This is a genomic window from Nocardioides sp. CPCC 206347 (genome assembly GCF_048654605.1).
In the GTDB taxonomy this organism is placed as follows: Bacteria; Actinomycetota; Actinomycetes; order Propionibacteriales; family Nocardioidaceae; genus Nocardioides.
Window position 1 is genome coordinate 277457 of sequence record NZ_JBMCYZ010000002.1, and the last position, 13915, is coordinate 291371.

12 protein-coding genes are annotated in these 13915 nt (G+C 69.1%); 6 read left to right on the top strand and 6 right to left on the bottom strand.

Annotated elements, in window-relative coordinates; genetic code table 11:
* Positions 1-69 precede the first annotated feature (69 nt).
* Entirely contained in the window at positions 70-1662 is a 1593-nt protein-coding gene (locus tag ACOACQ_RS07550) for an FG-GAP-like repeat-containing protein (RefSeq protein ID WP_420288002.1), read from the top strand.
* A 27-nt stretch (positions 1663-1689) separates the two neighbouring features.
* Here the strand turns inward: ACOACQ_RS07550 and ACOACQ_RS07555 are convergent, their stop codons facing one another.
* On the bottom strand, positions 1690-2823 hold the full coding sequence (locus ACOACQ_RS07555) for a glutamate--cysteine ligase (protein WP_378603184.1): 1134 nt from the start codon (positions 2821-2823) through the stop codon (positions 1690-1692).
* Between the two features lie 219 nt (positions 2824-3042).
* Between ACOACQ_RS07555 and ACOACQ_RS07560 the strand changes: the two genes are divergently transcribed.
* Positions 3043-4023 carry a hypothetical protein gene (locus tag ACOACQ_RS07560; RefSeq protein WP_378603181.1) on the top strand — a complete coding sequence of 327 codons (981 nt, stop codon included), beginning with the start codon at positions 3043-3045 and terminating at the stop codon, positions 4021-4023.
* Between the two features lie 97 nt (positions 4024-4120).
* Here the strand turns inward: ACOACQ_RS07560 and ACOACQ_RS07565 are convergent, their stop codons facing one another.
* Positions 4121-4729, bottom strand: coding sequence for a TetR/AcrR family transcriptional regulator (locus tag ACOACQ_RS07565; RefSeq protein ID WP_378603178.1), 609 nt, complete (start codon positions 4727-4729; stop codon positions 4121-4123).
* A gap of 40 nt (positions 4730-4769) precedes the next feature.
* On the opposite strand from ACOACQ_RS07565, the gene ACOACQ_RS07570 reads away from it, so the two are divergent.
* The 4 genes from ACOACQ_RS07570 to ACOACQ_RS07585 are packed head-to-tail and all read left to right on the top strand — an operon-like array spanning position 4770 to position 8706.
* Positions 4770-6302: a flavin-containing monooxygenase gene (locus tag ACOACQ_RS07570; protein ID WP_378603175.1), complete on the top strand. Its 1533-nt coding sequence runs from the start codon at positions 4770-4772 to the stop codon at positions 6300-6302.
* Entirely contained in the window at positions 6299-7135 is an 837-nt protein-coding gene (locus tag ACOACQ_RS07575; protein ID WP_378603172.1) for an SDR family NAD(P)-dependent oxidoreductase, read from the top strand. Before ACOACQ_RS07570 ends, ACOACQ_RS07575 begins: the two co-directional genes overlap by 4 nt.
* A gap of 34 nt (positions 7136-7169) precedes the next feature.
* Complete coding sequence (locus ACOACQ_RS07580) at positions 7170-8243, top strand: FUSC family protein (RefSeq protein WP_420288003.1); 1074 nt, start codon at positions 7170-7172, stop codon at positions 8241-8243.
* Positions 8244-8265: 22 nt separating this feature from the next.
* Positions 8266-8706 carry an SRPBCC family protein gene (locus ACOACQ_RS07585; RefSeq protein ID WP_378603166.1) on the top strand — a complete coding sequence of 147 codons (441 nt, stop codon included), beginning with the start codon at positions 8266-8268 and terminating at the stop codon, positions 8704-8706.
* Positions 8707-8712: 6 nt separating this feature from the next.
* On the opposite strand, the gene ACOACQ_RS07590 is transcribed toward ACOACQ_RS07585, so the two are convergent.
* From ACOACQ_RS07590 to rocD, 4 genes are read right to left on the bottom strand one after another with little or no spacing between them, the layout of a single operon-like run.
* On the bottom strand, positions 8713-9918 hold the full coding sequence (locus ACOACQ_RS07590; RefSeq protein WP_378603163.1) for a 2-oxoadipate dioxygenase/decarboxylase family protein: 1206 nt from the start codon (positions 9916-9918) through the stop codon (positions 8713-8715).
* Entirely contained in the window at positions 9915-11429 is a 1515-nt protein-coding gene (locus ACOACQ_RS07595) for an aldehyde dehydrogenase family protein (RefSeq protein ID WP_420288004.1), read from the bottom strand. Before ACOACQ_RS07595 ends, ACOACQ_RS07590 begins: the two co-directional genes overlap by 4 nt.
* Entirely contained in the window at positions 11426-12529 is a 1104-nt protein-coding gene (locus tag ACOACQ_RS07600) for a saccharopine dehydrogenase C-terminal domain-containing protein (protein ID WP_420288005.1), read from the bottom strand. The genes ACOACQ_RS07595 and ACOACQ_RS07600 overlap by 4 nt, the downstream gene beginning before the upstream one ends.
* On the bottom strand, positions 12526-13758 hold the full coding sequence (gene rocD, locus ACOACQ_RS07605) for an ornithine--oxo-acid transaminase (protein ID WP_378603154.1): 1233 nt from the start codon (positions 13756-13758) through the stop codon (positions 12526-12528). The genes ACOACQ_RS07600 and rocD overlap by 4 nt, the downstream gene beginning before the upstream one ends.
* Between the last annotated feature and the right edge of the window lie 157 nt (positions 13759-13915).

Sequence of the window (13915 nt, forward strand, 5' to 3'; positions counted from 1 at the left end):
GCGCGTCGCGGGGACCCTCACAAGCACTTCCGACGTTTCAGGACGGTGTCGGCGTGGGAGAGACTCGGCGTGAGTGATTTCTCGACCCCCGCAGGCTGGTATCCGGACGGCAATGGCTGGGAGCGTCGTTGGGATGGCAACGGCTGGACCGAGGAACGCCGCCGGATGCCAGAGCCGACGCAGGTCCGGCCCGCGACACCGCCCGCGTCACCGCCCGCGTCACCGCCCGCGTCACCGCCGCAGGCAGCCGCGCCGACCGCCCCGCCGGTGACCGCGGCCCCGCAGGGTCCGCCGCCGCAGGGTCCGCCGCAGCACGCCCCGCAGGGGCTGCCGCCGACCGCTCCGCCGGTCGCCTCGCCCGTCCGTCAGCAGTCCTACGGCCACGTGCCGTCCGGGCATTCGCTGGAGACGCCGTACCCCGGGGCCCATGGCAACGCCTTCCCGGCCTACCAGTCCGGACCGCCGAAGAAGAGCAAGCTGTGGCTCTGGCTCACCCTCGGCCTGGTCCTGCTCCTGGGGGTCGGCGCCGGTGTCGTCCTCGCGGTCGTGCAGCCCTGGCAGGACGACGACTCGTCCTCGTCCAAGGGGTCCGACCCGGTCGAGCCGAGCGGCAAGGTGGCCGTCCAGGGCGACATCACCGGTGACGACAAGGGCGACGCGCTCTACTACGTCTACCACGACTACGACGACGTCAAGAAGGTCACCGCGACCAGCAACGGCAACGGCTTCGAGCTGTCCGAGGTGGCGGTCGAGCCGTACGACGAGCCCGACGCGATCTACTTCGACTGGGACAGCGACGGCGTCAACGAGAACCTCACCTGGAAGTTCGTGCTGTCGGGCAAGCAGGTGACGCTGGCCTCCAGCGACGGCGACTTCCCCGGTGACCAGAACTTCACGATGTCGTTCTCGTCCCTGAGGGAGTACGACAGCGGCACGATCCGCGTCGTCAACGGGGACTTCGACGGTGACGGTGACCAGGACCTGGCCATCGCGGGTTCCAACGACAAGGTCGTCGACGTCAACGTCCTGCTGAACGACGGCAAGGGCACGTTCGCGGCGCCGGTTCTCTGGCTGTCGATCCCGAATGCGGTGATCGACTCCACGTGGATCACCGCGGGCGACTTCGACAAGGACGGCGACGCCGACCTGTGGGCCGAGCTGCCGGCCGAACGCCTCACCGACGAGGCCTACACGAAGTACTACTCCGGCGACCGCGGCTACGCGCTGCTGACCTCCACGGGCAAGACCTTCACGCTCGGCGCCATCAACAAGAGCAGCATCTACGACGACGCCTTCCTGGTCGGCGACGTCACCGGCGACGGCACGACGAACATCGTCGGGGTCAAGGCCAACTCCTACGACGAGGAGATCACGGTCTCCGTCTACGACGTGTCCAGCGGCCAGCTCAAGGTGGTGTCCGGGTTCACCGGCAAGTCCGACATCGGCGACCGGGCCCTCCAGGGCGCAAAGCTCAGCGACGTGGACGGCGACGGCAAGGCCGACGTGGTGTTCGTGGTCAAGGCCTACAACGACACGAAGTTCACCGGTGTCCAGGTCATGAAGTCGACGGGCGCCATCTTCGAGTCGGCGCTGGTCTGGGCCGAGACTCCTGTGTGCGTGGACGACGGGTGCCGGATCGAGTTCCTGCCGAAGGTCCGCTGACCGGTCCGGTCGGTCCTTCCCTCGGTCCTACTGGTCGAGCTCCCTGCGGAGCTCGGTGACGACCGAGTCGACGACCGCGACGAGGTCGCCGTCGGTGCGTTCGGCAACGGCCCGTTGCCGGGCGTACGACGGTCCGCGCTTCAGCAGGTCCATCACCGACGCCAGCTCTTCCTCGCAGCCGAGCTTCGCCGCGGTGGGTTCCAGCTGCGGGATCAGGTCGGCGAGGTCATCGGTGACCAGTCGCTCGTTGGACTTGTCATCGAGGATCACGATGGCCTCGACGCCGTACCGCGCGGAACGCCACTTGTTCTCCTGGACGTGCCACGGCGGCATCGTCGGCAGGGTCTCGCCGGCGGCGGCGCGGTCGTCGAGCCAGATCGCCAGGCAGTGCATGAGGGCGACCAGTGCTGACATGTCGCTCAGCGTGGAGACGCCGTCGCAGATCCGGTTCTCGAGCGTGCCGTGCTTGATGGCCGGGCGCACGTCCCAGCGGATCTCGCTCAGGTCGTCGATGACGCCGGTGACGATCTGGTCGCTGGCGAACTGCTCGAACTCCTCCCAGCGCTCGAACTGGAACGGCAGGCCGGCGGTCGGGAGCTGCTGGAACATCAGCGCCCGGTTCGACGCGTAGCCGGTGTCGACGCCGTTCCAGATCGGCGAGGACGCCGACAGGGCCTGCAGGTGCGGGAAGTAGGTGAGCAGCGCGGACATCACCGGCATCACCCGGCTCTGCTCGGGCAGGCCGACGTGCACGTGCACTCCCCAGATGAGCATCTGCCGGCCCCACCACTGCGTGCGGTTGATCAGCTCGGCGTACCGATGGCCCTCGGTCAGCTGCTGCCCGGTCCACGAGGCGAACGGGTGCGTGCCGGCGCCGTACAGGTCGATGTTCAGGTCGTCGGCCGCCGGTACGACGTATCGCAGCGTGTTGCGCAGGTCCGCCATCGCGTCCTTCACCGTCGGGCAGATCCCGGTGACGACCTCGACGGTGTTCTTCAGCAGCTCCTTGTGGAGCTTCTCCGGCTCCGGCATCCGCGGCTTGGCCCGCGCGAACAGGTGGGCCGCCTCGTTGCGGAGGTCGCGGGTCGCCCGATCCACCAGCGCAAACTCCCACTCCACCCCCAGCGTGGGTGCCGCTGAACCATGGAAGTCGATGCGCACGTGCTCACCCTAGGGCGCGAAGTGTGGGAATTGGGGTGTCGAGGTGTGCCTCGTGGGGGCACGAAGTGTGGGAAATGGGATATCGAGGTGTGCCTCGTCCATCACTTTGGTGACGTTCAATGCCCGAGAGCCCCGCGCAGCCTGTGGATACGGACCTCTCCTCCACAGGGTCGGACCAGATCTGCGTGGGCGGTGGCGTCTCGATCCATCGTCGTCGCCATGGAGTTCCTCGATCGCGTCGCTGACCGCCCGTTCACCAGCGCCATGGCCGTGGCCGGCGGAGCCACCCGCGACCAGGTCCGCGACTGGGTCCGGACGGGAACGGTCCGGCGCATCCTCTCGGACGTGTACGTCGACGCGTCGGCCGCCGACGGAGTGGAGCTGCGGGCCCGGGCAGCCTCATTGGTGTTGCCCGAGCACGCGGTCGTCTGTGACCGCTCGGCCGCGTGGCTGCACGGCGTCGACGTCCTCGAGTTCGCCGAACACGATCTCGTGCCGGACCTGGACGTGGTGTCGGTCAACTGCAACAACCCATCCAGGCGCCGGGGGATCTTTGGCGGCAAACGGGACCTGCTGGAGTCGGAGATCACCGTCGTGCAGGGCGTCCGGGTCACGACACCCCTCCGGACGGTCTGCGACCTGGTGTGCCTGCGGGGGCGGTGGCAGGCGATGGCCGTTCTCGACGCGTTCCGTCGTGCGTTCGGCATCACCGAGGCTGAGCTCCGCGCGATGCTCCCGCGCTTCGCTGGCCGCCGAGGATGCAGACAGCTGCGCGAACTGATCCCGCTGTCGACCGACCAGGCTGACTCCCGCCCCGAGTCCTGGACGCGGATCATCATCCACGACGAAGGCCTCCCGGTTCCGGCCGCGCAGGTGTGGGTCGTCCTGCCGAGCGGGCGGCGAGCTCGGGTCGAGAACGCCTACGCGTACCTCCGGATCGGAGTGGAGTACGACGGCGAGGAGGACCACACCACGGATGAGGACCGCGACCACGACGACGGTCGCCGGGGCGAGCTCGACGACGAGGGCTGGATCATCCTGGTGTTGCGCAAGCACGACTTCGGGCCGGGGCAGCGTGAGGCCTGGCTCCGTGAGCTACGAGCCGCCATCGACAGCCGGAGCCCGGAGCGTGCCAGCAAGCGGATCTACGCGCGGGGTCCCGACGAGCCGTCGTACCGCTGGAAGCGCCGCAGGCACTGACACTTCGTGCCCCCAACACCCACACTTCGTGCCCCCAACACCCACACTTCGTGCCCCCAACACCCACACTTCGTGCCCCCAACACCCACACTTCGTGTCAGGGGAGGAGCGCGCCGATCGCGGGGAGGGAACCGGTGATCAGCTGGAGGAGGTCGTCGCGGGTCAGCCCGGCGTCGTCGTCGATCCAGGTGAGGACGAGGTCCTCGACCATGGCCTGCCAGGCGTGGATGACGAGGCGGACCGGCGGGGTGTCCTGGATGATCGGGTTGTCGGGGTCGGCGGTGAAGAACCGGTCGGCAAGCGCGGCGAAGGTGGTCTCGTAGATCGCGCGGAGCTTGTCGTTGCTCCCCGAAGCGGCCTTCACGAGCGAGCGGTAGCCGGCGGTGTTGGCGACGACGTAGTCGACGTAGCCGGTCAGGGAGACGAGCAACCGGTCGAGTGGCTCGCCCTCCGGCGGGGGAGCGGTCTGCTCGTACAGGTCGTCGGCCGCGCGCTGCACGACGGCTTCGTAGTAGCCCTGCTTGCCCCCGAAGTAGTGGTACAGCAGGCCGCGCGAGATGCCGGCTTCCTCGGCGATGAGGTCGATCGACAGCTCCTCGAGCGACCGCGTCGCGAGCAACTGCACGCCGAGGTCGAGCAGCTGGCTGCGTCGCTCGTCGGGCGTCAGGCGGGTGCGGGAGTGGGTGGTGGCCGTCACGTGGACCATTCTATTGACAGATATTCAATAGTGGCAATAGCGTCCTCCCATGAGTTCAACAACGACTCCCACGCAGGTCGACCACCTCATCGTCGGCGCCGGCTTCGCCGGACTGGCCGCCGCCATCAAGCTCGACGAGGCAGGCGAGCGCGACCTCGTCGTGATCGAGAAGGACAGCGACGTGGGTGGCACGTGGCACATCAACACCTACCCGGGTGCCGAGTGCGACGTCCCGAGCCAGCTGTACTCCTACTCGTTCGCCCTCAACCCGGACTGGTCGAAGGTCTACTCCCCGCAGCCGGAGATCCTCGAGTACATCCGCAAGGTCGCCCGCGACTCGGGCACGCTCGACCGGTTCGTCTTCAACACCGCCGTCATCGATTCGACGTGGGATGCCGCGACCCAGCGCTGGACGGTGCGTACCGAGGGCCCCGACGGCCCCCGTGTGTACGCCGCCCGCACCGTCGTCTCCTGCGCCGGCGGACTCTCCGAGCCGCGCCTGCCCGAGATCGACGGCATCGACTCGTTCGACGGCGAGATCTTCCACTCCGCCCGGTGGAACCACGACGTCGACCTGACCGGCAAGCGCATCGCCGTGATCGGGACCGGCGCGTCCGCGATCCAGCTCGTCCCCGAGCTCCAGGAGATCGCGGGACACGTCGACGTCTACCAGCGCACTCCCAACTGGGTGATCCCGCGCAACGAGCGCAGGTTCACCAGCCTCGAGAAGACGGCGTTCCGCAAGGTGCCGGGCCTCCAGCGTGCCGCGCGATCGGCGGTCTACTCGACCCTCGAGGGCCGGGTGCCGGCGTTCGCGAAGTTCCCCGACCTGCTCAAGGTCGTCGAGGCCCAGGGCAGGAAGAACATCAACGGCGCGATCAAGGACCCCGAGCTGCGCGCCAAGGTCACCCCGACCTACCGCGCGGGCTGCAAGCGGATCCTGATCTCCAACAAGTGGTACCCCGCGCTCGCTGCCGACAACGTCGACCTGGTCACCGACCCGATCGTGAAGATCACGCCGACCGGTGTGGTCACGGCCGACGGCACCGAGCGGCCGATCGACGTCCTCGTCGTCGCCACGGGCTTCTACGTCACCGAGCCGCCCATCGCCGAGCACGTCACCGGCAAGGACGGCCGGACGCTGGCCGACCTGTGGAACGAGCAGGGCATGGCGGCGTACAAGGGAACGACCATCCACGGCTTCCCGAACCTCTTCCAGATCGTCGGTCCGAACACCGCCCTGGGCCACTCGAGCATCATCTTCATCATCGAGTCGCAGGTGAAGTACGTCGTCGAGGCCGCCAAGGCGATGCGGCGTGAAGGCCTCGGTGCGGTCGAGCCCACGCAGTCCGCGCAGGACGAGTGGACCGCCGACATCCGGCAGAAGATGAAGCCGACCGTGTGGCAGACCGGCGGTTGCGCCAGCTGGTACCTGGACAAGTTCGGCAACAACACCACCCTCTGGCCCGGACAGACGTTCACGTTCCGCCAGCACCTGACAAAGTTCGACCTCGACAAGTACGACGTCGAGCCGGTCAGCACCCCCGTCAAGACCCGAGCCAGGAAGAAGGTCAGCAAGTGAAGGACTTCAAGAACAAGGTCGTGGTCATCACCGGAGCCGGCTCCGGCATCGGCCGCGCACTCGCACTGAACTTCGCAGGCAAGGGTGCCCGCCTCGCGCTCTCGGACGTCAACGAGGCCGGGCTCGCCGAGACGGTCGCGCTCGCGGAGAAGGCAGGAGCCCCCGACGTCCACAGCGCACGGCTCGACGTCGCCGACCGTGCGGCCTTCGTGGCCTACGCCAAGGACGTCGCCGATCACTTCGGCCAGGTCAACGTCGTCATCAACAACGCAGGCGTCGCCCTCGCCGGCAACGCCGTCGACCTCGCGTACGACGACATGGACTGGATCGTCGGCATCAACTTCTGGGGCGTGGTGCACGGGACCAAGGAGTTCCTGCCGTACCTCATCGAGTCGGGAGACGGCCACGTCGTCAACCTCTCCTCGCTGTTCGGCCTGCTCGCGATCCCCGGCCAGAGCGCCTACAACGCCACGAAGTTCGCGGTCCGGGGCTTCACCGAGGCACTGCGCGAGGAGATGCTCATCGCCGGTCACAAGGTCGGCGTGACGTCCGTGCACCCGGGCGGCATCAAGACCGGCATCGCGCGGAACGCCCGGGTCTCCGACAAGGAGGACAAGGCCGCCACGGCGAAGCTGTTCGACGAGAAGCTCGCGAAGATGACACCGGAGCGCGCAGCCGAGATCATCATCAAGGGCATCACGAAGAACCAGGCACGCGTGCTGGTCGGCCTTGATGCCCACGCCCTGCACAACTTCCAGAAGTTCACCGGCTCGCGCTACGAGGACATCGTGGCGCTGGTGTCGAAGAAGTTCATGCCCACACCGATGATCTGAAGGTGGTCTGACCCTGGACGCGTCCCTCGACCGGATGTGGACCCGGAGCCGGTTGTCGCTCCGGGGACGGGTTGACCGCTGGCGCAGCAAGCTGTGGGTCGTGGTCCAGTGCGCCATCGCCGCGGGGGTGGCGTGGTGGATCGCGGCCGACCTGATCGGTCACGAGACGCCGTTCTTCGCGCCCATCGCGGCGGTGGTGTCGCTCGGGACGTCGTACGGACAGCGCCTGCGGCGCGTCGTCGAGGTCACCCTCGGCGTCGCGATCGGTGTGTTCGTGGCGGACGTCCTGGTGGCCGGCATCGGCTCCGGCGGATGGCAGATCGGGCTGATCGTGCTGCTGGCCATGTCGACCGCGCTGCTGCTCGACGCGGGCCAGCTCTTCGTCACCCAGGCGGCGGTGCAGTCGATCGTCGTCGCGGCCCTGATGCCCGATGCGGGGGGTGCGTTCCTCCGGTGGACCGATGCCCTGATCGGTGGCTCGGTCGCGCTGGTCGCCGCCATGATCGTGCCGGCCGCACCCTTGCGCAGGCCGCGGGAGCAGGCGGCCGCGGTGGCCCGCAAGATCGCCGACCTGTTGCGGGCGGCGTCCGACGCGATGGTCGACGGCGAGGTCGGCCCGGCGCTGGACCTGCTCGCCGATGCCCGGGCGACCGACCGGATGATCCGGGAGCTGCAGTCGGCGGCCGAGGAGGGGATGTCGGTCGTCAGCTCGTCGCCGTTCCGGGTGCGGCACCGCGAAGGCCTGCGCCAGATGGTGGAGCTGGTCGACCCGCTCGATCGCTCCCTGCGCAGCACCCGTGTCCTGGTCAGGCAGGTCGCGCTCGCGGCCTACCGGAACCGGCCGGTGCCGCCGTCGTACGCACGCGTCACGGCCGACCTCGCCGCTGCCGCCGATGCCGTGGCCAACGAGCTCGCGGCCGATCGGCTGGCGATCGAGGCCCGCGACGTGGTGCTCGCCGTGGGTGCCGCCACCGGGGTCGTCGAACGCAGCGAGATCCTCACCGCCGAGGCGATCCTCGCCCAGCTGCGCGCGATCGTCGCCGACCTGCTGATGGTCACCGGCATGGGCCAGCTCGAGGCGACCGACGCCTTGCCGCCTCCGCGGTAGTGGGCATGCCAGAATCCTCGCCGTGAGCAACCTGGTGGAGCAGAGCGTCGAGATCAACGCTCCGATCGGCACCGTCTTCGCGTACGTCGACGACTTCACGACGACGAAGGACTGGATGTACGGGCTGAGCAAGATCGACCCCGTCACCGACCAGGTGCGAGGCGTCGGCGCGGAGTACGACGGCATCATGAAGGTCGGTGTCCCGCTCAAGTCGCGGATCAGGTGCACCGACTGGGCGCTGGACGAGCGCATCGAGTTCACCTCGATCAAGGGCATCCAGAACACCCAGCGCTGGACGTTCACCGACCTCGGCGAAGGACGCACGCGCGTCGACGCGTGGATCAGCTACACGTTGCCGGGCGGTCCCGCCGGCAAGGCCATGGAGCGGGCCGTGCGTCCGGTCATCGGCCTGGCCATCCGGCACACGAGCCACTCGCTGGTGAAGAACGTCGAAGCGCTCTGAACTGACTCAGACCTGCGCTGCATACAGGTCGTAAGGGTCGTGCAGGGTGCGGCCCAGGGCGTCCTGCAGCCACCGTGCGTCCCTCGACGACGCACGCTGCGCGGCGTTCACCGACCCGTCGGAGGTGAGGTTCGAGGCGAAGATGCCGGCCGCCGACTTCGGCAGGAAGTCCTCGTAGACGATCGGCTGGAGCACGCCGTCGGCATCGCGCCGGTAGTAGGCGAGACCTGCGTCGTGGAGACCCTGCTCGGTGTCGGGGAATGCGGCCAGCCCCTGGTCGTCGTACAACGCACGACCGGCGGGGGTGAGGGCGACGCCGCGCGCCTCGACCTCCCCGAATCGCACGCTGAGTGCGTCCGGAACCAGGCTGCCGTCGGCCTCGCGGAACATCCGTGGTTCGGCGAGTGCGCGGAACGACGTCTGCCGGAGCAGGACCGCAGGCTTCGAGGTGAGCGGCGGGCCCTGGATCCGGTCGATCATCGCGATGCCGCGCTCGGTCATCCGGCGGTAGAGCTCGTCGATGTCGAGCACCCGCGGCGTGAGGTGGTTGATGTGGGTCGAGGCCACGCCACCGATGTCGGCCGCGACGGACGAGATCGCCTCGAGGTGGTCGTACCACGCACGATCGACCGGCTCGGGGGACAGCGCGAACGACGCGGTGGCCAGCTCGAGGAACCGGTCCGCATCGACCGCTTCCAGCCCGCCGCCCTTCTCCGCGAGGTCGGCGAGGTCGAGCAGCTCGTCGGGGAACAGCTTCCGCGCGCCCAGGAACTCCTCGAGCTGGGCCTGCGTGCGGGCGTCGAAGAAGCGCCGGTCGTCGGGCACGAGCAGCGAGGTGAAGACCCGGAACGGGTTGACCGCGAGCTCCCGGACGTCGACCGGACGAAACGCCGTCGACACCACCGGGATCGGTGGGTTGGCCTCGCGCAGGTCGTAGAACCCGACCGGGTACATCCCGCAGGCCCCGAAGATCCGGCCCACCTGGGCCATCTCCTCGGGCGTCCCGACCCGGATCGCGCCGTGCCGCTCGGCCGTCACGCGCCCGATCGACCCGAGGCGCTCGGCCCCGGGGCCCAGCGCTGCCAGCACGTCGGCGTTCACGGCCTCGGAGACCTCGACCAGCGTGTTGTAGGCCGGGACCTCCGAGCCGTAGAGCGCCGACAGCGACCGGGCGAACCGGGCGCGAAGCTCGGTCGCGCCGATCAGGCTCATCCGAACTCGACCCCCTGGGCCAGCGGCAGCTCGGTCGAGTAGTTGATCGTGTTGGTCGAGCGCCGCATGTAGGCCTTCCACGCGTCCGAGCCGGACTCGCGCCCGCCACCGGTCTCCTTCTCGCCACCGAACGCGCCACCGATCTCGGCGCCCGACGTACCGATGTTGACGTTGGCGATGCCGCAGTCCGAGCCGACGGCCGAGGTGAACAGCTCGGCCTCGCGGACGTCGAGCGTGAAGATCGCCGACGACAGGCCCTGTGCGACCTCGTTGTGCAGCGCGATCGCCTCGTCGAGGTCGGCGTACTTCAGCACGTAGAGCACGGGGGCGAAGGTCTCCGTCTTCACGATGTCGGTCTGCGCCGGCATGTCGACGATCGCGGGTACGACGTACTGGCCACCCTGCACGCCGTCGGCTCTGCCACCACCGGTGACCAGGCGGCCTCCGTCGGCCTGCGCCTGCTCGACCGCACCGAGGAAGCCCTCGGTCGCGGCGGCGTCGACCAGCGGACCGACGAGCGTGCTCGCGTCGAGCGGCGAACCGATGGACAGGGTGCCGTAGGCCTTGGACAGCCGGTCGATCAGCTCGTCGTGCACGGACTCGTGGACGATGACGCGGCGCAGCGACGTGCACCGCTGGCCGGCGGTGCCGACCGCCGAGAAGACGATGCCACGGACCGCGAGGTCCAGGTCGGCCGAGGGCGCGACGACGGCGGCGTTGTTGCCACCCAGCTCGAGCAGGCAGCGGCCCAGGCGCGCGGCGACCCGCGGCGCGACGAGCTTGCCCATCCGGGTGGAGCCGGTGGCCGAGACCAGCGGCACGCGCGGGTCGTCGACCAGTACCTCGCCGACCGCGCTCTCGCCCAGGACCAGCTGGCTGAGCCCCTGCGGCGCCCCCACTCTGCGGGCAGCCTCGGATGCCAGGGCCTGACACGCGAGCGCGGTCAGCAAGGTCTTCTCCGACGGCTTCCAGACCACGGCGTCGCCCGCGACGAACGCGAGGGCGGCGTTCCAGGACCAGACGGCCACGGGGAAGTTGAAGGCGCTGATGACGCCGATGACGCCCAGCGGGTGCCACTGCTCCATCATCCGGTGGCCCGGTCGCTCGGACGCGATCGTCAGGCCGTGCAGCTGGCGGGACAGGCCGACCGCGAACTCGCAGATGTCGATCATCTCCTGGACCTCGCCGAGGCCCTCGGAGCGGATCTTGCCGGCCTCGATCGAGACCAGCTCGCCCAGCAGGTCCTTGTGCTCGCGCAGCAGGTTGCCGAGCTCGCGCACCAGCTGGCCGCGGACCGGACCGGGCACCGAACGCCAGTCCTCGAAGGCCGTCTGGGCGGCGGTCACCGCAGCCGTGACGTCGGCCGCGCTGTGCGCAGGGAGGCGTCCGAGCTCGGACCCGTCGATCGGGGTCCGGGACACGAGCGCGCCGTCAGCAGTGAAGGGGTCGCCGGCGCCGAGGGCCGCGAGGATCTCCCGCGAACGGGCTGCCAGGTCAGTGGGGGTGCTCATGCCGAAATCTTTCCGTAGTCCCTGAAACGACGACCTGCGTGCGTGGAGTGCAGGTCCTCGAGAGTGATGTCCTCCTGCCGCACGAAACCCTCCTGCGGCAGCTTGCCGTCGGCGACGAGCTCGAGGACGGCGACGGCCGAGGAGGCCGTGGTCCACGAGATCGCGCGCCACATGCGCCCGTCGATCTCGATGGGCAGGTAGCCACGCACGTGGTTCTCGCGGAACGGCTGGCCGTCCTTGATGCCTTCGACGGCGGCGTGGAGGTAGACGATGTCGTCGTTGACCGGCGGCTTGGCCTTGACCAGGATCCGCCCGACCTCCTCGCGGCAGTCGCGCAGGCCGAGCTCGTCGAACAGGAAGTGCATCTGGTCGAAGTGGCCGGGGTAGCGCAGCGTCTTGTAGTCGAGGCGCTGCACGCGCCCTTCGTACGACTGGCACATGGTGCCGAGGCCACCGGAGGTCAGGGCAGCCTCGAGCTCGATGCCGCCGATGACGACGCGCTCCTTCTCCTCCATCGCCGGCACCATCTGGCGGCGACCGGAGCGGAGCACCTCGCAGTCGTTGAGGTACTCGTTGACGACGCCCTCGGCCGACCAGTTGAACGCGTAGCCCAGCAGCCCGGTGGGGTTCTGGGGGAGCGCGCCGACCTTGAGCTCGATCGAGCGGATCTCCGAGAAGCCCTTGGCGAGCGAGGCGCCGACGATGCCGATGAGTCCCGGCGCCAGGCCGCACTGCGGCACGAAGGCAACGCCCGGCGTCTGCCCGGCGAGCTCGATCACGCGCTGCGTGGTGGGCACGTCCTCGGTCAGGTCGAAGTAGTGGCAGCCCACGGCCGCCGCTGCCTCGGCGACCTCGATGTTGCGGTCGTACGGCAGGCACGAGACGACGGCGTCGACACCGCGCAGCGCGTCCTGCAGCGCCGTGGCGTCCCTGACGTCGAGTTCAGCGGTCTCGAAGCGCAGCCCCGGGTGGGGCGTCGCGTCGTAGCCGCTGACCTTGAAGCCGGCGTCGGTGAGCAGTCCTGCCACCAGTTCGCCGACCTTGCCCAGGCCGATCACGCCGACCTGGTTGATGCTGCGCTTTCCTTGGGCCGCGGTCACCGCAGACTCCCTTCGAGTTGGTCCATTCCCCAGTTGAGGTCGTCGGTGGATACGACGAGTGGCGGCGCGAGCCGGATGGTCGAGCCGTGCGTGTCCTTGGCGAGGACGCCGTGTGCCATCAGGCGCTCGCAGACTTCACGCCCGGTGCCGAGCGATGGGTCGATGTCGACGCCGGCCCACAGGCCGCGGGTGCGGAAGCCGACGACGCCGTTGCCGACCATCGCCTGCAGTCGCTCCGTGAGTACGACGCCGAGCTGGTCGGCGCGCGCCTGGTGCTCGCCGGAGGCCAGCATCGACACGACCTCCAGGCCGACCGCGCACGCGAGCGGGTTTCCGCCGAACGTGGAGCCGTGCTGTCCCGGGTGCAGCACGCCGAGCACGTCGCGGTTGCCGACGACTGCGGAGACGGGCACGATGCCGCCGCCGAGCGCCTTGCCGAGGACGTAGAGGTCGGGCACGACGCCGTCGTGGTCACAGGCGAACGTCTTGCCGGTGCGGCCGAGTCCGGCCTGGATCTCGTCGGTGACGAAGAGCACGTTCTCGCGGGTGCACAGCTCCCGGAGTCCGACGAGGAACCCGGCCGGCGGGATGATCACGCCGCCCTCGCCCTGGATCGGCTCGATGAGCACGGCCACGGTGTCCGGGGTGATCGCGGCCTCGATCGCGGCCAGGTCGCCGTACGGAACCATGTCGAAGCCCGGGGTGAAGGGTCCGAAGCCGTCGCGGGCGTCGGGGTCGTCGGAGAAGCCGACGATCGTGGTGGTGCGACCGTGGAAGTTGCCGGCTGCCACGATGATCCGGGCCTGGTCGGCGGCGACGCCCTTGACGTCGTACCCCCACTTGCGGCTGACCTTGATCGCGGTCTCCACTGCTTCGGCGCCGGTGTTCATCGGTAGCACCATGTCCTTGCCGCACAGGTCGCCGAGGGCGGCGCAGAAGTCGGCGAACCGGTCATGGACGAAGGCGCGGCTGGTCAGGGTGAGCCGGTCCAGCTGCGCGTGCGCGGCGGCCAGCAGGCGCGGGTGGCTGTGGCCGAAGTTCAGCGCGGAGTAGCCCGCGAGCAGGTCGAGGAAGCGGCGACCGTCGACGTCGGTCAGCCAGGCGCCCTCCGCGTGGCTGAGCACCACGGGCAGGGGGTGGTAGTTGTGCGCGGTCCGGGCCTCGGCTCGGGCCACCTCCGCAGCGGTGCGTCGGGGAGTCAGGACGCTGCGATCAGTGGTGATGCTCATGGAATTCCCTCCGTCACCCTGATGGCACCGGAGGATCTCCGGTGGATTGCCAGATTGTCGGACAATCTTTGTCCACTGTAACCCAGGCCACACGACGAAAAGCGAATCGGGCGGCCTTCGGATGGCCCTGCGTCCGGCACCGATTGATAACTGGTTG

What these genes read in the sequence shown, in the direction of transcription:
- ACOACQ_RS07570 (WP_378603175.1), top strand. Translation starts at nt 4,770, where the DNA reads ATGAGTTCAACAACGACTCCCACGCAGGTCGACCACCTCATCGTCGGC.
- ACOACQ_RS07580 (WP_420288003.1), top strand. Translation starts at nt 7,170, where the DNA reads ATGTGGACCCGGAGCCGGTTGTCGCTCCGGGGACGGGTTGACCGCTGG.
- rocD (WP_378603154.1), bottom strand. Translation starts at nt 13,758, where the DNA reads ATGAGCATCACCACTGATCGCAGCGTCCTGACTCCCCGACGCACCGCT.
- ACOACQ_RS07590 (WP_378603163.1), bottom strand. Translation starts at nt 9,918, where the DNA reads ATGAGCCTGATCGGCGCGACCGAGCTTCGCGCCCGGTTCGCCCGGTCG.
- ACOACQ_RS07565 (WP_378603178.1), bottom strand. Translation starts at nt 4,729, where the DNA reads ATGGTCCACGTGACGGCCACCACCCACTCCCGCACCCGCCTGACGCCC.
- ACOACQ_RS07560 (WP_378603181.1), top strand. Translation starts at nt 3,043, where the DNA reads ATGGAGTTCCTCGATCGCGTCGCTGACCGCCCGTTCACCAGCGCCATG.
- ACOACQ_RS07595 (WP_420288004.1), bottom strand. Translation starts at nt 11,429, where the DNA reads ATGAGCACCCCCACTGACCTGGCAGCCCGTTCGCGGGAGATCCTCGCG.